General features: G+C 69.8%; 16 protein-coding genes and 1 rRNA gene. 6 read left to right on the top strand and 11 right to left on the bottom strand.

The annotated features are described in order from the left end of the window. The first annotated feature begins 5 nt into the window (after positions 1 to 5). Positions 6 to 1,028 carry an NADP-dependent oxidoreductase gene (locus ASF23_RS04200; RefSeq protein ID WP_055949522.1) on the top strand — a complete coding sequence of 341 codons (1,023 nt, stop codon included), beginning with the start codon at positions 6 to 8 and terminating at the stop codon, positions 1,026 to 1,028. A 104-nt stretch (positions 1,029 to 1,132) separates the two neighbouring features. Here ASF23_RS04200 and ASF23_RS04195 read toward each other — a convergent pair whose 3' ends face one another. From ASF23_RS04195 to ASF23_RS04160, 9 genes are all read right to left on the bottom strand, one after another. After that, positions 1,133 to 2,209 carry an SDR family oxidoreductase gene (locus tag ASF23_RS04195; RefSeq protein ID WP_055949519.1) on the bottom strand — a complete coding sequence of 359 codons (1,077 nt, stop codon included), beginning with the start codon at positions 2,207 to 2,209 and terminating at the stop codon, positions 1,133 to 1,135. 168 nt (positions 2,210 to 2,377) lie between these two features. Beyond that, positions 2,378 to 2,899, bottom strand: a complete 522-nt coding sequence (locus ASF23_RS04190) for a gamma carbonic anhydrase family protein (protein ID WP_055949516.1) — start codon at positions 2,897 to 2,899, stop codon at positions 2,378 to 2,380. Positions 2,900 to 2,966: 67 nt separating this feature from the next. Continuing rightward, positions 2,967 to 3,143 (bottom strand): YegP family protein, encoded by a 177-nt coding sequence (locus ASF23_RS17685; RefSeq protein ID WP_082473811.1) that lies wholly within the window; start codon positions 3,141 to 3,143, stop codon positions 2,967 to 2,969. Between the two features lie 107 nt (positions 3,144 to 3,250). Continuing rightward, positions 3,251 to 4,147 (bottom strand): acyltransferase domain-containing protein, encoded by an 897-nt coding sequence (locus ASF23_RS04185; protein ID WP_055949513.1) that lies wholly within the window; start codon positions 4,145 to 4,147, stop codon positions 3,251 to 3,253. Continuing rightward, the gene (locus ASF23_RS04180) at positions 4,147 to 4,932 is read right to left on the bottom strand and encodes a carbohydrate ABC transporter permease (RefSeq protein WP_235510775.1); all 786 of its coding nucleotides are present in this window, start codon (positions 4,930 to 4,932) and stop codon (positions 4,147 to 4,149) included. The genes ASF23_RS04185 and ASF23_RS04180 overlap by 1 nt, the downstream gene beginning before the upstream one ends. Before the next feature lie 139 nt (positions 4,933 to 5,071). Then, the gene (locus tag ASF23_RS04175; RefSeq protein ID WP_082473810.1) at positions 5,072 to 6,064 is read right to left on the bottom strand and encodes a carbohydrate ABC transporter permease; all 993 of its coding nucleotides are present in this window, start codon (positions 6,062 to 6,064) and stop codon (positions 5,072 to 5,074) included. A gap of 7 nt (positions 6,065 to 6,071) precedes the next feature. Further along, positions 6,072 to 7,412 carry an ABC transporter substrate-binding protein gene (locus ASF23_RS04170; protein ID WP_082473809.1) on the bottom strand — a complete coding sequence of 447 codons (1,341 nt, stop codon included), beginning with the start codon at positions 7,410 to 7,412 and terminating at the stop codon, positions 6,072 to 6,074. A 23-nt stretch (positions 7,413 to 7,435) separates the two neighbouring features. Continuing rightward, positions 7,436 to 8,680 carry a Gfo/Idh/MocA family protein gene (locus tag ASF23_RS04165; RefSeq protein ID WP_055949607.1) on the bottom strand — a complete coding sequence of 415 codons (1,245 nt, stop codon included), beginning with the start codon at positions 8,678 to 8,680 and terminating at the stop codon, positions 7,436 to 7,438. A 296-nt stretch (positions 8,681 to 8,976) separates the two neighbouring features. Continuing rightward, positions 8,977 to 9,765, bottom strand: coding sequence for a DeoR/GlpR family DNA-binding transcription regulator (locus ASF23_RS04160; protein WP_055949510.1), 789 nt, complete (start codon positions 9,763 to 9,765; stop codon positions 8,977 to 8,979). 185 nt (positions 9,766 to 9,950) lie between these two features. On the opposite strand from ASF23_RS04160, the gene ASF23_RS04155 reads away from it, so the two are divergent. The 5 genes from ASF23_RS04155 to ASF23_RS04135 are packed head-to-tail and all read left to right on the top strand — an operon-like array spanning position 9,951 to position 14,895. Next, complete coding sequence (locus ASF23_RS04155) at positions 9,951 to 10,829, top strand: SIS domain-containing protein (protein ID WP_055949507.1); 879 nt, start codon at positions 9,951 to 9,953, stop codon at positions 10,827 to 10,829. 13 nt (positions 10,830 to 10,842) lie between these two features. Continuing rightward, a complete protein-coding gene (locus tag ASF23_RS04150) occupies positions 10,843 to 11,859 on the top strand; it encodes an ROK family protein (protein ID WP_055949504.1) in 1,017 nt (338 codons plus the stop codon). Then, positions 11,856 to 13,154 carry an N-acetylglucosamine-6-phosphate deacetylase gene (locus tag ASF23_RS04145; protein ID WP_055949501.1) on the top strand — a complete coding sequence of 433 codons (1,299 nt, stop codon included), beginning with the start codon at positions 11,856 to 11,858 and terminating at the stop codon, positions 13,152 to 13,154. The genes ASF23_RS04150 and ASF23_RS04145 overlap by 4 nt, the downstream gene beginning before the upstream one ends. Beyond that, positions 13,136 to 14,062 carry a 1-phosphofructokinase family hexose kinase gene (locus ASF23_RS04140; RefSeq protein WP_055949498.1) on the top strand — a complete coding sequence of 309 codons (927 nt, stop codon included), beginning with the start codon at positions 13,136 to 13,138 and terminating at the stop codon, positions 14,060 to 14,062. The genes ASF23_RS04145 and ASF23_RS04140 overlap by 19 nt, the downstream gene beginning before the upstream one ends. Then, on the top strand, positions 14,059 to 14,895 hold the full coding sequence (locus ASF23_RS04135) for a class II fructose-bisphosphate aldolase (protein ID WP_082473808.1): 837 nt from the start codon (positions 14,059 to 14,061) through the stop codon (positions 14,893 to 14,895). The genes ASF23_RS04140 and ASF23_RS04135 overlap by 4 nt, the downstream gene beginning before the upstream one ends. Here the strand turns inward: ASF23_RS04135 and ASF23_RS04130 are convergent, their stop codons facing one another. Together ASF23_RS04130 and rrf are read right to left on the bottom strand one after the other, a co-directional pair. Then, on the bottom strand, positions 14,896 to 17,334 hold the full coding sequence (locus ASF23_RS04130) for a protease pro-enzyme activation domain-containing protein (protein WP_082473807.1): 2,439 nt from the start codon (positions 17,332 to 17,334) through the stop codon (positions 14,896 to 14,898). Positions 17,335 to 17,791: 457 nt separating this feature from the next. Next, positions 17,792 to 17,908, bottom strand: a 5S ribosomal RNA gene (gene rrf / locus ASF23_RS04125). Between the last annotated feature and the right edge of the window lie 172 nt (positions 17,909 to 18,080).

The following is an 18,080-nucleotide window of genomic DNA, read 5'->3' as shown; positions in this document are numbered from 1 at the left end:
GTCCGATGCCCACGAACAGCAGCACACAGATCCAACTCGTCGCCCGCCCCGACGGGTGGCCCACCCACGACGACTTCCGCACCGTGACCGTCGACCTCCCCGAACTCGGCGCCGACGAGGTCCGCGTGCAGAACGAGTTCATCTCCGTCGACCCGTACATGCGCGGCCGGATGAACGACGTCCGCAGCTACGTCCCACCGTTCGCCCTCGGCGAGACGATGACCGGCGCCGCGGTCGGTCGGGTCGTCGAGTCCACCTCGGACGCGCACCCGGTCGGTGCTCTCGTCACCCACCAGCAGGCGTGGCGCGACGTCGCCCAGGGTCCCGCGGCCGGGTTCCGCGTCGTCGAGGACATCCCGGGCGTTCCGTCGTCGGCGTACCTCGGCATCCTCGGCGTCACCGGCTTCACCGCCTGGCTCGGGCTCACCGAGATGGCTGCGCTCCGCTCCGGCGACGTGGTGTTCGTGTCCGGTGCAGCCGGCGCCGTCGGGTCGGCGGTCGGCCAGATCGCGAAACTGCTCGGCGCCTCGCGGACGATCGGGTCCGCGGGCGGTCCGGAGAAGGTCGCTCACCTCACCGACCGCTACGGCTACGACGTCGGCCTCGACTACCGGGCAGCCCCGATCCGCGAGCAGCTCGTCGCCGCGACCGGCACCACGAACGGCGACGGGATCGACGTCTACTTCGACAACGTCGGCGGGGACCACCTGGAGGCCGCGCTCGAGGTCTTCAACGACGGCGGGCGCGGCGCGATCTGCGGCGCGATCTCCGCCTACAACGAGACCGGCCGGGCCCCGGGACCGGACAACATCGGGAACCTCATCACCCGTGCCCTGACGCTCCGTGGGTTCACGATCGGCGCGTACCTCGACCGGTTCCCGGAGTTCGCCGCCGCGATGGGGCCGTGGCTCGCGGAGGGCGACGTGGTGTTCGACGAGACGGTCCGCGACGGCGTCGAGAACACCGTCGACGCGTTCCTCGATCTCATGCGCGGTGCGAACACCGGCAAGATGGTCGTCGCGATCTGACCGGCCGCCGGTCTGCAGACCGGCACCGCGACGGACGGGAGGCGCGGTTCCAGCTGGCACCGTCCCTCCAGTCCGTCTCGTGGCCGCGTCCGCGACCTCCGGCCCTACGGGATCAGACGCTCGGCGCGGTACCGCTCGAAGAGCGCCGTGAACGAGTCGAGGGTGCGGTGGTGCTCGGTGAAGCCCGCGAGTCGGCTCTTCGACATGTCCGTGAGGACCTCGATGTCACGGCCGAGGTCCGCGTCGGTGTGCCACCACGAGGCGAGCCGCGAGAGATCGGGTTCGACGAGTCCGTGCTCGGCCACGATCTCGGCCCACACCGGACCGGCGTCGACCATCTGCTCCTCGAGCGGACGAGGGGCGGTGTCGAACCCCTCCGGCTCGACGCCGAGGTCCGCCGCGATCCGGGGCCACATCCACCGCCAGCGGAAGACGTCGCCGTTCGCGGTGTTGAACGCCTGGTCCGCACCCTCGGGAGTCGTCGACGCCCAGACCATCTGGTCTGCGAGGAGGGTGGCGTCGGTGACGTCGACGAGCCCGTTCCACTGCGTCGCACTGCCCGGGAACACGAACGGCCGCCCGAGGTGCTTGCAGATCGCAGCCTGGACGGCGAGCGTCAGGCCCATGTTCATCGCGTTGCCGACCGCGTAGCCGAGGACGGTGTGCGAGCGGTGCACCGACCACGTGAACCCCTGACGTTCGGCCGCCGCGAAGAGCTCGTCCTCCTGCGCGTAGTAGAAGTTGTCGACGTCGAGGCGCGGTTCGTCCTCGTGGAACGGGGTGTCCGGCATCGGCCCCTGCCCGTACGCCTCGAACGGACCGAGGTAGTGCTTGAGTCCGGTCATCAGCGCGGCATGCTCGACCGGCGCGTGCGACAGGGCGGCCAGCAGGTCCCGCACCATCCCGCCGTTGACGCGGATGTTCTCCGCCTCGGTGTCCTGCCGCGCCCATGCGGTGAAGAACACGTGCGTCGGGTGTTCGTCCGCGAGGGCCTCGGCCAGTGCCGTCGCGCTCGTGAGGTCCGCCGAGACCTGGCGGAGGCCGGAGCGCTCCGGGCCCGGGCGCCGGGACAATGCCGTGACGGACCACCCGTCTGCGAGGAGCCGGTCCACGATCGCACCCCCGGCGATGCCGGTGGCACCGACGACGAGTGCGGAGGGCCGGGCTTCGGTGTCTGTCATGCCTCCAGCGAACCACCGGTCGACTGGTGTGCCGCCGGGTGTGCGTGCACCCGGGCGAGGCGCGGACACGGGACCGGGTGCCGCGCGGCTGGTCCGATCCGCCGGTCGTTCCGGCCGCTGGTCCGATCCACTGGTCCTTCCGGCCGCTGGTCCGCTCCGCCGCCTGGTTCAGGCCTCGGCGTGCATCGCGGCGATGTCGCGGTAGCGGCGGGCGTTGCTCGCGATCGAGGCCCGTTCGTCCTCGGTCAGCGCACGCCGGACCTTGCCAGGGACACCCGCCACGAGGGAGCCGTCCGGCACCATCGTGCCTTCGAGCACGACGGTCCCTGCGGCGACGAGGGACCCCGCCCCGATGACCGCGCCGTTCAGCACGGTGGCGTTCATCCCGATGAGGGCGCCGTCGCCGATCGTCGCGCCGTGGATCACCGCGTTGTGACCGACCGAGACGTCACGCCCGATCGTCGTCGGGAAGCCCTCGTCGACGTGCACGACGACGTTGTCCTGCAGGTTCGACCCCGCACCGAGGTCGATCAGCGCGAACTCGGCACGGAGCACGGCGCCGTACCAGACACTCGCATGAGGACCGATCCGGACCGCGCCCGCGACGGTCGACGTGGTCGCGACGAACGCGGACGGATCGATGGCGGGGACCCGGTCGGGGCCGAGTGAGACGAGGGTTCCGCGCTGCATGTGCTCAGACTACGAGCACCGGCACGATGCGCGGGCCGTCTCTCCGGAACCGACCTGACCCGTACCCTCAGAGTTCGACGACGTCGGCGTCCGGAGCGTTCTTCTTGACGGACTCGATGCCGTTCTTGGCGCTCGCCTTGGAGGAGTAGCCCTCCGAGATGGCGATGGTCTCGCCGTTCCCGGCCTTGAGGCGGAAGCGGTACTCGCCCTTGCCGTCCTGGTAGATCTCGAACTTGCCGGCCATTGTGTCTCCGATCGTCGAACCTGCTGCACGGCCCCTCGCCGCACGATCGCAGCGTATTGGACGAGCACCCCGACGCGGAAGGACCGGATCGGGTCTGTGGAGAACGGTCACGACCGGACGGGAGCGGTCCCGACCCGCTCCGACCAGTGTTCTCCCGTGTCGAGGATCGCCCGAAGCCCTGCCTGCAGCCGCCCGACCGGTTCGGCCGTCCGCATGTCGGAGACGCTCGTGCCGAACACGAACTTGGCGATCGATGCGTCGCCGTCCGTGCTCGCCGACCCGTCCGTGCTCGCCGACCCGTCCGTACTCGCCGACCCGTGCGACGCTGCCGCCGGGGGCACCAGCGTGAACCGATCCGCGAAACGGACGAGGTTCGCCCGAGGACCGAGGACATCGGTGAGCCGCGGGTCGAGCAGCCACGAGTCGCAGGTCCACCAGCGGGCCCGCGCACCCCACAGCTGTTCGAGGACCGCCGGGGCCGCGGTGAACGCAGCGTCGCATGCATCGGGATCCAGCGGGCCGAGCTCCGGGATGTGCACGCCCCACCCCTGCTCGCCGTCCGGGCGCCCCGGAGCCTGGCCCGGGCGTTCGAACTGCAACCGTCCGACCGTCACGACGGACCCCGTCGCCACAGCCGCCAACCAGTCGGCGCCCGTGCCACGCAGTCCGTAGGTGGCGATCTTCCGTGGTACGTCCGCCATCGAGCGCCACGCGTCCGACTCGGACACCCCGCGGCCGATCATCCACTCCACGGTCGTCGGCATGACCTCCACGAGTGCCGCAGCCACCAGGGGATCGGAACCCGCCGCAGCCGACGAATCGAGGGCCGCCTCCGGTACCGGACCCGCACCGACGGCGGCAGCGAGGGTCGCGACCAACGCGCACCGCGCCTCCAGTCCGTGTGGATCCGATGCTGCCGACGCGGCGTCGACCATCGGGCGGAGGACGGCGTCCGTCCGCGACTCGACCGCCTGCAGGCGGTCGAGCACGGTCGACGTCGACATCACTTGAGCCCGGACGAGGCCAACCCGTCGATCACGCGTCGCTGCAGCACCACGAACATGATGAGCACCGGCGCCATCGCGAGGAGGCTCGCCGCCATGAGCACCGGGTAGTCGATCGTCCGGTCACCCGAGAGCGTCGCGAGCCCTGCGGCGAGCGGCATGTCCTCGGCCCTGGTCGACACGACGAGCGGCCAGAGGAGCTCGTTCCAGGAGAACAGCACCGTCGTGATCGCGAGCACGCTGATCGACGGACGAGCGAGCGGCAGCATGATCCGCCAGAACGTCTGGAACGGGTTCGCGCCGTCCACACGCGCGGCCTCCTCGAGCTCGGTCGGCATGTTGAGGAACGCCGTCCGCATCAGGAAGGTCCCGAACGCCGAGAAGAGACCCGGTGCCACGATGCCCATGATCGTGTCGAGCCAGCCGAGACCCTGCACGATCTGGTACTGCGAGATGAGGTACACCTGGCTCGGGACCAGGAGGATCGACAGGACGATCCCCAGCAGGATCACCCGGCCCTTGAACCGCATCCGTGCGAACGCGTACCCGGCGAGCGTGCACAGGACGATCTGGGCGATGGTCCGGATGATCGTGATGAGGACGGAGGTCCAGAGCTGGTGCAGGAACGGCAGCCGCTCGAACACCTGGACGTAGTTGTCCCACTGCAGGGTGCCCGGCCAGAACGTCGGCGTGACGGACTGGACCTGCGCGTTCGTCGACAGCGACATGATGATCTGCCAGAGGAACGGGAACGCCATCAGGAACCCGCCGACGCCGAGCACCACGTGGATCAGCGCGTGCGACCCACCCCGATGCCCCGGGCGTCGCCGGGACCGGACCCCCGATCCCGCTGCCGAGCGCCGCGCGGCGTCTCGTCCGGCGGCTGTCCTGCCGATGCCGCGTGCCGGCACTGTTCCCGTCGGACTAGCCATTGTCGACCCACCTCCGCTGGACTCGGAACTGCACGAGCGTGACGATGCCGATGAGCACGAAGATGGCCATGGCGATCGCAGCGGCGAATCCCTTGTCGTTGTTGATGAAACCTGCGCTGTAGAAGTAGAAGACGAGCGACATCGTCTTCGGGATCACCGGGTTCGTGCTGCCGAGCAGGGCGTAGAGCAGATCGAACAGCTGGAAGCTCGAGATCGTCGTGATGATGACCACGAAGAAGATGCTCGGCGCCAGCATCGGCACGGTGATCGAGCGGAACTGCCGGCTCCGCGTGGCGCCGTCGAGCTCGGATGCCTCGTAGAGCTCCGGGGGGATGTCCTTGAGACCGGCGCCGAGGATGATCATCGAGAACCCGAGCGACGACCACAGACCGACGATCGCGACGGCGACCAGTGCGAACCCGGGCGTCGAGATCCAGTACGGCCCCTGCACGCCGAACAGTCCGATGAACCAGTTGAGGATCCCGAAGTCACCGTTGTAGATGATCCGCCAGACGAGGGCGACCGCCGCGGGCATGGCGACGTACGGCAGGAAGAACAGCACCCGGTAGAACTGCGCGAACCGCAGCCCCGGGGTGTTCAGCAGGCTCGCCAACCACACCGCGATCGGTATGCCGAGCAGCACGATCGCGGTGTAGATCAGGGTGTTGACGAGCGACTGGTAGAACTGCGGATCCGTGAAGAGCTGCACGTAGTTCGCGAGGCCCGTGAACGTCGCACCGCCGAACACCCCCCAGGTGGTGAAGGAGAACCAGAAGGTCTGCAGGATCGGCCAGATGTAGAACGTGCCGACGCCGATGAGCAGCGGGAGCACGAAGAGCCACGGCCAGAGCCCGTCGGTGCGCTTGCGGGCCGGTGGGATGCCGGCGGGGTCGCCCCGCCCCGACCGGGCGCCGCGTCCGGATCGGACGGGGCGCTCGGTCGTGGACGGGACGGTGGAGGCGTCCGGGTCGGTGTCGATCGTCATACGAGGCTCACTTCTTGGCGAGTGCGGTGTCCATCTGCGACGCGAGCTGCTTCAGCACGTCGGCGACAGGCTCGGACCCGTCGAACGCGGAGGGCAGCAGGTTCGTCTCGAGGGTGTTCCAGGCCGCCGTGTTCTTGGAGACCGGCAGCGGCTCGGCGTACTCCACGGCGTCGAGGAACACCTGCAGGTCAGCGTCCGGCATCGACTTGGTGAACGCGGTCTGTGTCCCCGTGTACGCCGGGATCACGGCGCCCATGTCGCCCTGCTGCTGCTGGGCTGTCTTGCCGGCGAGGTACACCTGGAGTGCCTGCGCGGCGTCCTTGTGCTTGCTGCCCTCCGCGACCGCGTTCGTCACGCCGTGGATGACGGTCGCCTGCTTCTTGCCCTTCGGCAGCGGGTAGACGACGATGTCCTTCTCGATGTCGGTGCCCTCGAGCGCGGAGCGGAACCAGCTGCCGCCCTGGTACATCGCGAGCTTGCCCGACGTGAACCACTGGTCGGCGGTGGTGTCCGTCAGCTGCTTGATCGAGGGCGATGCGCCGGACTTGATGAGGTCCGTCCAGAACGCGATGCCCTTCTGCGCCGCAGGGGTGTTGTAGTCCGACTTGGTCCCGTCGGCGTTGATGACCTTGCCACCCGCCTGGAAGATCGTGTCGTAGTAGGTGGTCTGCCCGTCCATGCCGGCAGCGGCGCCGTAGACACCCTGCGCCTTGAGCTTGTCGGACAGCTCGGCACCGGTCTTCTGGAAGTCGTCCCAGGTCCAGTCCTTGGACGGCATCGCCACACCGGCCTGCTCGAACAGCGACTTGTTCATCCAGACGCCGATGGTGTCGAAGTCCTTCGGGACCCCGTACTGGGTGCCGTCGTACGTGTAGAGCGCATCGAGCGACTTGGAGTAGTTCGACGGGTCGATCGCGCCCGCCTTGACCTCGCCCGTGATCGGCGCGATCTTGCCGTTCGCCGCGTAGAGCTGGAAGTTCGGGCCGTTCATCCAGAAGAGGTCGGGGAGCGTGTTGCTCGACGCCTCGGTCTGCAGCTTCGTGAAGTACGTGGCGTATGGCGTGACGTCGACGTTGACCTTGATGTTCGGGTACTCCTTGTTGAACCCGGCCAGGTTGGCCTTGATGGCCTTCACCTGGTTCTGGTCCCACACCGCGTAGGTCAGGTTCGCGGAGACGTCCTTGTCCGGCTTGCTGTACGAGGAGGACGAGGAGGCGCTCGAACCGGCACTGCAGCCGGCGAGCAGGAGGGCGCCGACGGCGGCACCGACGACGCCGACGACGACGACGAGCCGTCGACCACTGCGGGACGGGGTTCGCCGTCCGGTGCTGAGGGGAGAAGCGGGCATGGCGCTGTCCTTTCGAGGGTCCGTCACGCGGGTGTGACGGACGAGGTGGGTGATGGAGCGGTGCCGGTCATGGTCGCGAAGTGCGCGATGGTGGCCGCGGGGAGGGGTGGGACGTCGATCGGGACCGAGCCGTTGCGGAGCGACCGGGCGGCGAGCGCGCCCGCGGCGACCGCGGCTCGTGCGGCGATCGGCGAGAGCGTCGTCGGGTCGCCGTCCGCCAGGTGGCGGAGGAACTCGGTCATCGTGAGGAGGTCCGCGTCGGAGTGGCCGTCCTCGACACCGTCGATCGGGTACTCGGCGTCGCCGGCGACGTCCCAGCCCCGACGGTGGTTCCAGACCTTGACGACGCCGCCGCCGGTGTCACCGATGTTCTCGAGCCGTCCCTCGGTCCCGATCACGGTGTAGTTCCGCCAGTAGTCCGGGGTGAAGTGACACTGCTCGTAGCTCGCGGTCACACCGTTGTCGAGGGTCATCATGACCATCGAGACGTCCTCGACGTCGACGACGGGGTTGAGGCCGGTCTGCTCGAGTGGCGGCCAGTTGTCGAACGAGAACCAGTCGCCCATGAGCTCACCGGACCGGTCGCGCCGGTCGGTGACCTCGCCGTAGACGGCCAGGGTGCCCATGCCGACGACGCGGCTCGTGGAGCCGCCGGCGAGCATGTGGATGACGTCGAGGTCGTGGCTGGCCTTCTGCAGGAGCAGGGAGTTCACCTTGCTCCGGTCGGCGTGCCAGTCCTTGAAGTAGTAGTCGCCGCCGTTGCCGACGAAGTGGCGGCACCAGACGGCCTTGACCTCGCCGATCTCGCCGCGCTCGATGACGTCGCGCATGAGTCGGACGACGGCGGCGTGTCGGAAGTTGTGGCCGACGTAGAGCGGCGTCCCGGACTCGACCGCCGCCTGGAGCACCGCGTCAGCGTCCTCCACCGTGATCGCGAGGGGCTTCTCGAGGTAGACCGCGATGCCGGCACGGAGCAGGTCGATCGCGATCTCGGCGTGGGTCCAGTCCGGTGTCGTGACGATCGCGGCGTCCACTGCGTCGGCCGCGATCAGTGCGCGGTGCCCGTCCACCACGAGCGCGTCCGGGTAGGCGGCGGCGGCACGGGCCCGACCCGCGTCCGACGTCTCCGCCACGGCCACGACGGCCGCGTCGACGCCGGATTCGGCCACGTGCTGCGCGATGGCAGCGCGCTGACCCATGCCGACGATGCCGACCCGGATGGTCCCGGATGGCTGCTGGTCGGTGCCCTGCTGTCCTGCGTCGGTCATCGCGCCTCCTTGCGTGATCTTGACGTACATGATGCCGAATCGATCATGAATGCACAATAAGCGATCGGAAGATCGATCACCGGATCGAGGTCGATGGTTTTACACGATCGAAACGTGACGGGCGGGTCGGGGCAACGCCGCGCCTCCAGGACGACGGATCGTCACGTCCGCCGGGACCGCAGGTGGACGGTCTGGAGGGACGACTCGCGTCCGCCGCGCGGGCGAGCGTCCGGCGGACCGCCGGGTCGCGGCGGTCGGGTCGCCGCGGTCAGGTCGCCGCTGTCGGGTGGTGGCGGTCAGGTCGCGACGACGAGCTCCACGCCCGCGGCAGCGAGCTCAGCGGCGAACGTCGAGGGCACCGGTTGGTCCGTGACGAGGACGTCGATCCGGTCGAGTGGACAGATCCTCGCGAAGGTGGCCCGCTCGAGCTTGGTCGAGTCGGCGGCGACGATCACCCTGGCACCGACGGACGCGAAGTGTCGGCTCACCTCGGCCTCGCCCTCGTGCACGGTCGTCGCGCCGTAGCGAGCACTCAGCCCGTCGACACCGAGGACGACGACGTCGAGGGCGAACTCGGCCAACGTGTTCGACACCAGGGCCCCGACGAGCTCGTAGGACTGCCGACGCGCCACACCTCCCGTCACGACGATCTTGACGTTCGCACGGACCGACAGCTCGTACCCGATGTTCAGTGCGTTCGTGACGATCGTGATGCCGTACTCGCCGTCCGCTCGGATGAACCGCTCGCTCTTGCCGAGCTCCCTGGCGACCTCGGTGGTCGTCGTACCGCCGTTCACCCCGACGGTGTCCCCCGGGTGCACGAGCCGGCTGACCGCACGGGCGATCGCGACCTTGGCGTCGGCCTGCCGCGCGATCTTGTACTGGAGCGGCAGCTCGTACCCGGTGCCGAGCGCCGCGGCACCGCCGTGCGTCCGCGTGACCAGTCGCTGTTCCGCGAGCGTCGTGAGGTCCCTACGGGCGGTCGCCGGCGAGATGTCGAGCAGATCGCTGATCTCGGCGATCGAGACGTTGCCGCGTTCGCTCACGAGTTCGAGCAGCGCGTTGAGTCGTTGTTGCGGTGTCATGAACGCTCCGGTTCCCGGTCCCCCGGCGATCTCGTCCCCCGTGATCGTGGGTCCTGGCGACCATCCTAGGGCGATCGACGAGCATGTCGATGATCGAAAATGATGATTTGGGGTCGACTCGATCACGCTCGGTCGATATAGTTCCAACCACCGATCACCGGGATCGAGCCGATCGAAAGGCCCCCATGTCCGACACCTTCGTCGCCGACGAGCTGGCATCGCAGCCGGACAGCTGGCGCACCGCAGCGGCGCTCCTGCCCTCCTTCTCCGACGTCCTCCCCCAGCCCGGCGAGCGCGTGGCCGTCGTCGGGTGCGGGACGAGCTGGTTCATCGCGATGAGCTACGCCGTCGCCCGCGAACAGGCGGGGCTCGGCGTCACCGACGCGTTCGCGGGGTCCGAGTTCCCGCTCGGGCGCACCTACGACCGCGTCGTCACCATCTCCCGGTCCGGCACCACGACCGAGATCATCGACCTGCTCGCGGCCATCACCGGAGCACCGACGGTCCTGATCACCGCCGTGCCGGACAGCCCGGCAGCCGCGGGTGCCGACCACGTCGTCGCGCTCCCGTTCGCCGACGAGCGCTCCGTCGTGCAGACCCGCTTCGCCACGACGACGCTGGCGCTCCTCCGCGCGTCACTCGGCGAAGACGTCGACGCCCTCGCGCGGCAGGCCGAGCGGGCGCTCACCATCCCGATCGACGATCTCCTCGACGCCGAACAGGTCTCGTTCCTCGGGCGCGGTCCGGCCATCGGCCTGACCTTCGAGGCCGCGCTCAAGACGCGGGAGGCCGCGCAGTTCTGGGCGGAGTCCTACCCGGCGATGGACTACCGTCACGGACCGATCGCGATCGCCCAGCCCGGCCGGCTCGTCTGGACGCTCGGTCCGGCTCCGGAAGGACTGGCGGCCGAGGTCGAACGCACCGGCGCGACCTTCGTCGACCACGACCTCGACCCGATCGCGGGTCTCGTCGTCGTGCACCGCTTCGCTGTCGCTCTCGCCGCGCAGAAGGGCCTCGACCCGGACAACCCCCGATCGCTCACCCGTTCGGTCATCCTCACCTGATCGGCGGTCGCGCATGAGTGGGCCGGCGGTCGTCGGGATCGACGTCGGCGGGACGAGCATCAAGGCTCGCTTGGTCGACCGGGACGGAATCGTGCTGGCGGAGCACCGTGCACCGACGCCTCGGATCGATCCGGCCGCGTCGGAGCTCGCCGCCACCGTCGTCGACCTCGTGGTGCGCGCCTCGGCCGATGCTGCGGAGGCCGGCATGGCGCTCGCGGCCGTCGGTGTCGTCGTACCGGGGGTGGTGGACGACCGTGCCGGGGTCGTGGTGCTCGCGGTGAACCTCGGGTGGCGCGACGTCCCCGTCCTCGCCGTGATCACGAGCGCCCTCGAAGACGCCGGGTTCGCACTCCCGGTCGCCTTCGGCCAGGACGTCCGCGCCGGTGCACTCGCTGAGGCACGCTCCGGCGCAGCCTCGGCACGCTCGGGCACGGTGTCGGCGCTGTCGGGCCCGGCATCAGTGCTCTCGGGAGTCTCGGGAGCGGCTCCGGATCACGACGACGCGATGAGCGACCGGTCCTTCGTGGGCACGGTCGCCTTCGTCCCGGTGGGTACGGGTCTCGCCTCCGCGCTCGTGGCAGACGGGGTGCTCGTCGGTGCCGGGGCCTGGAGCGGCGAGATCGGGCAGGTCGTCATCCCGTCCGGCCCACATCGTGGGAGCCGCGTCGAGGAGATCGCCTCCGCGGGCGCAGTCGCACAGCGTGCCGGCGAACAGGATGCCCGGAGCGTCGCCGATCGCGTCCGTGCCGGAGACGCTGATGCGCGTCGTGTCTGGGACGACTGCGTGGACGTCCTCGCGGATGCCCTCGCCTGGATCACCGCGGTCTCGGGCTGTACGACGATCGTCGTCGGCGGCGGCCTGGCCGAGGCGGACGATCTGCTGCTCGCACCACTCCGCGGAGCGCTGTCCGCGCGGCTCGCCGGAGTGCGGGTCCCGAGCGTCGTCCGCGCCACCCACGGGGACGCCGCCGGTGCCATCGGAGCCGCGTTCATGGCGGCCGACCTGCTCCCGGCCGGCGCGACAGCATGACCTCGACCAGCGCACGATCGGTCATCGTGGCGGACCGCATCATCGACGGATCCCCTCCCCAGGCCACCCCGGACACCAGGTGGGACCGCGTCCCGGAATGGCTCGTCGTCGGCGACGGAGTCGTCATCGACCGGGGTGTGGGCCCACTCCCCGACACGTTCGCGTCGCTCCCGAGCACGACGGTGCACGGGGTCCTCGTCCCCGGCTTCGTGGACATCCATGCCCACGGTGCGCTCGGCGCCGACTTCGCCTCGGCCTCCGTGGCGGATGCCCGTCGTGCTGCCGATCACCACCACCGGCGGGGCACGACGTCCCTCATCGCGTCCATCGCGACGGGGACGCTCACCGACACGTGCTCGGCAGTGGGACGTCTTGCCCCTCTCGTCGCCGACGGCACCCTCGCCGGACTCCATCTCGAAGGGCCCTACCTCGCACCGACCCGACGCGGCGCCCACGCCCGCGAGCTGCTCCGCACCCCGGACACGGCCGAGGTCGACGCCCTGCTCGAGGCGGCACACGGATCGATCCGGATGGTCACCCTCGCGCCTGAACTCGATGGGGCACTGACCCTCGTCGAACACCTGGTGCGCGCCGGCGTCGTCGTCGCGATCGGACACACGGACGCCGATGCCGCGACCACCCGTGCCGCGGTCGACGCCGGCGCCCGTGTCGTCACGCATCTCTTCAACGGCATGCCGCCGCTGCACCATCGCGCGCCGGGACCGGTCGGTGTCGCCCTCTCCGACGATCGCCTGCTGGTGGAGCTCATCGTCGATGGTCACCACCTCGACCCGACGGCGATCGCGGTCGTCGAGGCGGCGGCCCCCGGGCGCATCGCACTCGTCTCCGACGCGATGGCGGCGACCGGGTGCTCGGACGGGCACTACCGGATCGCTGGCTCGGACGTCATCGTCGAAGGCGGCGTCGCCGTGCTCGCCGACCGATCGTCGCTGGCGGGCAGCACCATCACCGTGTCGGACGCGGTCGTCCGCCTCCTCGCGGAGCGGACACCGTCGGACGCCGACCACCCGCCGTCGCAAGCGCAGCGCCCGCCGTCGCAAGCGCACCGCCCGCCGTCGCAAGCGCACCGCCCGCCGTCGCCCGCCTCCGCCCCGGATGCCACGGTGACCGCGCTCGCCACACTCGTCGACCGCTCGTCGGCCGCGGCGGCGCGCACCCTCGGGCTCCCGAGCGGACTCACGGTCGGCGCCCCCGCGGACGCTGTCGTGCTCGACCACTCACTCCGCCCGACGGGTGGCGTCCTCCGGAGGGGCACATGGCTGCCGTCGTCGTGATCACCCCGAACCCCGCCATCGACGTCACCTACCGTGTCGCCGAGCAGCGCATCGGCAGCACCCAACGCGTCACGGAGACCATCCGCACCCCCGGCGGCAAGGGGATCAACGTCGTGCGTGTCCTCGCGAGCCTCGGTGTCGACGCGCTGTCACTCGCGCCGCTCGGCGGTGCGTCCGGCACCTGGATGTCGGAGGCGCTCGACCGGCTCGGGATCGCACACCTCGACGCACCGATCCAGGCGGAGACCCGCTCCACCGTGACGGTCGTCGACGACCACGCCCACCCGACGATGTTCGGCGAAGCCGGCCCGATGGTCTCGGCCGCCGAGTGGGAGCACCTCGACGCCATGCTCGCTGCCGCGCTCGACGGCGCAGACGTCCTCGTCGTGTCGGGGTCGCTCCCCCACGGAGCGGACCCGTCCCTCGTCGGTCGCTGGATCCGGATCGCCCACGAGCACGGCGTCCTGACGGTCGTCGACGTGTCCGGACCGGCGCTCCTCGCCGCGGCAGACGCAGGAGCCTCGATCCTCAAGCCGAACCGTGAGGAGCTCGCCGAGGCCACGGGGATGCCCTCAGAAGAGCAGGGTGCTGCGGCACTGATCGCGCGCGGCGCCGGGACGGTCGTGGTGTCCCGTGGCGCCGACGGCATCGGTGCGCACACCCCGACCGGCGACGTCATCACCGTGCCCCCGGTGCCGGGCATCGTCGGCAACCCGACCGGAGCGGGCGATGCCGCGACGGCGGGTCTCGTCGACGCGATCGTCGGCGGAGCCGACCTCGAGTCGGCCCTCCGTCGTGCTGCCGCCGCCGGTGCCGCGGCCGTGCTCCGTCCGGTCGCCGGCGAGATCGAACTCGCCGCATTCACGCGATTCCACTCCGCTCCGATCCCCCCTGGAGGACCAGCATGATCACCGATCTCGCTCTGCCCGGCATGCTCGACCGGGCTCGCACCGCCGGCCATGCCGTCGGCGCCTTCAACGTCGTGCTGCTCGAACACGCCGAGGCGATCGTGCTCGGCGCGGAACAGGCCGGACTGCCCGTGATCCTCCAGATCAGCGAGAACTGCGTCAAGTACCACGGCGGCCTCGCCCCGATCACCCGAGCGAGCATCGAGATCGCTCGTCGGTCGAGCGTCGACGTGCTGGTGCACCTCGATCACATCGAGGACGAACGCCTGGTCATGGAAGGCCTCGACCTCGGTGTCGACAGCGTGATGTTCGACGGGTCGCACCTCGAGGACGCCGCGAACGTGGCGGCGACGCGCGCCATGGCGGAGCGCTGCCACGAACGAGGCATCGCCATCGAGGCCGAGCTCGGCGAAGTCGGCGGCAAGGACGGGGTGCATGCACCCGGTGTCCGGACCGATCCGACCGATGCCGCAGCGTTCGTGGCGGCGACCGGTGTCGATGCGCTGGCGGTCGCCGTCGGGACGTCGCACGCGATGCAGTCACGGGACGGCGCGGTCGACCGTGCGTTGATCGAGCGGCTGCGCGACGCCGTTCCGGTGCCACTCGTTCTGCACGGATCGTCCGGCCTCTCGGACGCAGAGCTCCGCGGCGCCGTGGCGAGTGGGATGACGAAGGTGAACATCTCCACGCACCTCAACGGACTGTTCACGCGGGCCGTCCGCGACTTCCTCGACGCACGACCGGAGGTCGTCGACCCCCGGAAGTACGTGAGTGCGGGCCGCGACGCGATCGCCGCGGAGGTCGGACGCCTCCTGCGACTGCTCGGCGACTGATCAGTTCCGCGTGCCGGTCGACCAGACTGCGCGCGAGGGGCTGTAGAGCACGACGTTCCCGTCGGACTGCACCACGAGGCGGGTTCCGCCCTTGCCCATCGTGCCGGAGGACCAGCGGGCGATGCCCTTCGCGTCGTAGAGCACGAAGTTGCCGTCGGTCTGCATCGTCAGCTTCGCGCCCGGATAGCGGCTCGTTCCGGACGACCAGCGTGCCCTGCCGTCGATGTAGAGCACGAAGTTGCCGTCGGCCTGCATGATGAGCTGCTGCCGGTTCGACGCGCTGTGTAGGAGCTGCCCAGCCGTCATCGTCCCGCCACCGGTGAACGAGTCCGACCCAGGGGCGCCGTTGTGCCAGACGACGGTCGATCCGCTGGTGACGGTGAGGTCCCCGAGGTCGGTCAGACCGAGAGTCACCGCGGTCTTGACGCGACTCGTGCCAGACGACCAGACCGCCTTGCCTGCGGCGCTGTACAGCACCACGTTGCCGTCGCTCTGCGAGACGAGTTTCCCGCCACCCGTGCGACTCGTGCCGGTGGACCAGAGGGCTCGCCCGTTGCCGTACTCGACGAGGTTGCCGTCGTCCTGCAGCGTGACACGGTACTGCCCCTTCGACGACGTGATCGACTGGCCCGGCTTGAGGACCGTCGTCTGCGTCGGGCCGGTCGGTGTCGGAGCGGGCTTGGCGGGGCTGGACTGCGTCGGCGTCGGTGTCGGCGTCGGCTGCGCCGGTGTGGCCTGGGTCGGGGCAGCGGACGGCTGCGTTCCGGTCACCGGCTCGGTCGTCCCACCCGATGCACCGCAACCAGCGGACCCGGGCAGCGACTTCGCGAGCGCAGCCCAGTTCGGCGAGCCGAGGCCGGTCGCGAGGTCGTATCCCCGACCGGCCGAGTACAGGAGGTTGTTGCCGCTCGTGACGTCACGGAACGCCGACGGGTTTGCGTAGAGCGCAGCATGCACGTCACCGACTCCGGTCGTGCAGCCGAGGCTCGAGAGGGTCGCGACGAACTGTCCAGCAAGGATCGGCGCGGCGGCACTCGTGCCCCCGCCGAGTGCGAAGCCGTTCACGGTCTTGTTGGAGCTGTAGAAGGCGACGCCCTGCTTCGGGTCGGCGGTCGCACTGATGTCCGGCACCGCACGGGTGCTGCCCGAGACGCCGATGCCGCTCTGCCAGCTCGGCCGCGCGGTGGTCTTCGAGACGCCACCACCCGAGGCGCGGCGGTTGGCTGAGTCGCTCCACGTCGTCTCCGACCACCCGGAGGACGAACCGGTGAGCGACGTCCCGCCGACACCCACGACGGATGGCAGCACCGCCGGGAACGACACGTCCGCGGCAGTGACTGCTGCGGGGTTGGTCGAGCTCGCGCAGTCGTACGCGCCGTAGTCGCCCGACGCCGCGAACACCGTGGCTCCGGAGACGACCGCGCGGGCGATCGCGTCCTGGACAGCGGTCTGCAGGCTCGCCGGCACGCCGCTCTGACAGCTGCCCCACGAGGTGCTCACCGCGCGGATGCCCGACGTCTTCACATCGGCCGCCACCTTGGTCCACACGTCGTACATGCCCTGCGCGCTGTTGTCGGCCACGTAGACGCGCTGCGCTGCCTTCGGAGCCGTCGCGAGGAGCATCTCCTGGTCCAGTGCGACCTCGACGTCACCGTCCCCGTCGGGTGTCGTGGTGGAAGCACCACTGACCGACACGTTCGTGACCGAGGGCATCGCCAGGCCGGCGCGCGATGCGTACTGCGCGAGGTCGCCCGAGTTCCAGCCGGAGAACTGCACCGTCGCGATCGTGCTGCCGGCGCCGTCGCTGCCGGACCGCGTCACGGCGTAGGCGGATGCGAGGTCAGCGGGGGTCTTACCCCCGGGCAACGCATTCGCCTGGAGCACCGGCCGCTCGTCGAGACCGAGGACCGTGGTGACGTCCGCCGCGATCGCCGTGGGGATCGTCGGAGCAGTGGTCGGGTGCAGTGACCCCGCGCTCCCGACGAGTTCGACACCGAAGAACCGAGAGGCCTGCGCAACCGTCCCCGTCACGCCGATCTGCCACTGACTGGCGTCCTGCACGGTGAAGCCGGCCTCGCGGAGTGCAGCGCTGACGCGATCGCGCGCAGAGACAGTCGGAGCGACCGCTGCGAGGGAACGGCTGCGCTCCGTCGCGGTCATCGTCGAAGCGTCGCTCACGAGGCCGCGCAGGCCTGCGCGATCGGACGGATCGAGGACGATCGTCAGCGCCAGGCGGTCCGACGACGCGGCGTCACCCGGTGTTGCACTGGCGAAGCTGCTGCTGCTCGGCACGGCACTCGAGGACGACGCGACCGGCCCCGACTCCGAGGGCCCCTCCCCTGACGCCGCCTGGGCTGGACTCACGGCGCAGGCGGCCAGCAGGGCGGAGACCGTCACGGCGGACGCCGCAACGGTGAAGGGCAAGCGGCGTTCCGACATCGATCACTCCATGGGTGCGTGGGACGCCAACCATCCGTGGAGGCGTCGAGCGAGAACACATCTGTGCCCCGTTGCAAGAACGCTAACCCGGCCGGTGCTGCGCGCAACATGCCCCTGAACGGGGCATTCCTACCCCCAGTTGACGGCACTTGTCCCCCGAAATGTCCTCGTCGCGGGAGCGTTCCACGCCCTGTTCGGGGGCGTCGGAGCACGGTGAACGCGCCACGGAGCGCAACCGGTGAGCGGCGGGATTCGTGCGACACCTCCTCCGGTCTGGAGGGACGGTGCACCTGGCAGAGACGGCCCAGCCTGCGATCTCCGCACCGCCAAGGGTCTTTCGTTGGGTGATCCCGCTCAGCTCGTGGACGCCGAAAAGCCCCCGAGGAAGCAACATCATCACGGGGATGATGTCGCTTTCTCGGGGGCTTCCCGGTGAACCTGACGGTTCGGACGTGAAGTCCGGCGGTGTCCTACTCTCCCACAAGGTCCCCCTTGCAGTACCATCGGCGCTGTGAGGCTTAGCTTCCGGGTTCGGAATGTGACCGGGCGTTTCCCTCACGCTATAACCACCGGAACATACTTCGATGTTCACGATCATCCACACCACCCAACCGGTAAGCCAGGGATGTGGTATTCAATTATTGGGTTCCGATCGTCCATCGGGAACCACACAGTGGACGCGAGCCCCCCACCACTCTCATGGTGGAGGAAGTGTAATCAAGTCATCGGCCTATTAGTACCGGTCA

The organism is Curtobacterium sp. Leaf261, from assembly GCF_001422205.1.
GTDB lineage: Bacteria > Actinomycetota > Actinomycetes > Actinomycetales > Microbacteriaceae > Curtobacterium.
The sequence above is the reverse complement of the archived record's forward strand: the minus strand, read 5'-3'. Positions and strand labels throughout refer to the sequence as shown.

Excerpts from the sequence above, each read along its gene's own strand:
- ASF23_RS04200 (WP_055949522.1), top strand. The coding sequence starts at position 6 with ATGCCCACGAACAGCAGCACACAGATCCAACTCGTCGCCCGCCCCGAC.
- ASF23_RS04195 (WP_055949519.1), bottom strand. The coding sequence starts at position 2,209 with ATGACAGACACCGAAGCCCGGCCCTCCGCACTCGTCGTCGGTGCCACC.
- ASF23_RS04190 (WP_055949516.1), bottom strand. The coding sequence starts at position 2,899 with ATGCAGCGCGGAACCCTCGTCTCACTCGGCCCCGACCGGGTCCCCGCC.
- ASF23_RS17685 (WP_082473811.1), bottom strand. The coding sequence starts at position 3,143 with ATGGCCGGCAAGTTCGAGATCTACCAGGACGGCAAGGGCGAGTACCGC.
- ASF23_RS04185 (WP_055949513.1), bottom strand. The coding sequence starts at position 4,147 with ATGTCGACGTCGACCGTGCTCGACCGCCTGCAGGCGGTCGAGTCGCGG.
- ASF23_RS04175 (WP_082473810.1), bottom strand. The coding sequence starts at position 6,064 with ATGACGATCGACACCGACCCGGACGCCTCCACCGTCCCGTCCACGACC.
- ASF23_RS04170 (WP_082473809.1), bottom strand. The coding sequence starts at position 7,412 with ATGCCCGCTTCTCCCCTCAGCACCGGACGGCGAACCCCGTCCCGCAGT.
- ASF23_RS04165 (WP_055949607.1), bottom strand. The coding sequence starts at position 8,680 with ATGACCGACGCAGGACAGCAGGGCACCGACCAGCAGCCATCCGGGACC.
- ASF23_RS04160 (WP_055949510.1), bottom strand. The coding sequence starts at position 9,765 with ATGACACCGCAACAACGACTCAACGCGCTGCTCGAACTCGTGAGCGAA.
- ASF23_RS04155 (WP_055949507.1), top strand. The coding sequence starts at position 9,951 with ATGTCCGACACCTTCGTCGCCGACGAGCTGGCATCGCAGCCGGACAGC.
- ASF23_RS04150 (WP_055949504.1), top strand. The coding sequence starts at position 10,843 with ATGAGTGGGCCGGCGGTCGTCGGGATCGACGTCGGCGGGACGAGCATC.
- ASF23_RS04145 (WP_055949501.1), top strand. The coding sequence starts at position 11,856 with ATGACCTCGACCAGCGCACGATCGGTCATCGTGGCGGACCGCATCATC.
- ASF23_RS04140 (WP_055949498.1), top strand. The coding sequence starts at position 13,136 with ATGGCTGCCGTCGTCGTGATCACCCCGAACCCCGCCATCGACGTCACC.
- ASF23_RS04135 (WP_082473808.1), top strand. The coding sequence starts at position 14,059 with ATGATCACCGATCTCGCTCTGCCCGGCATGCTCGACCGGGCTCGCACC.
- ASF23_RS04130 (WP_082473807.1), bottom strand. The coding sequence starts at position 17,334 with ATGTCGGAACGCCGCTTGCCCTTCACCGTTGCGGCGTCCGCCGTGACG.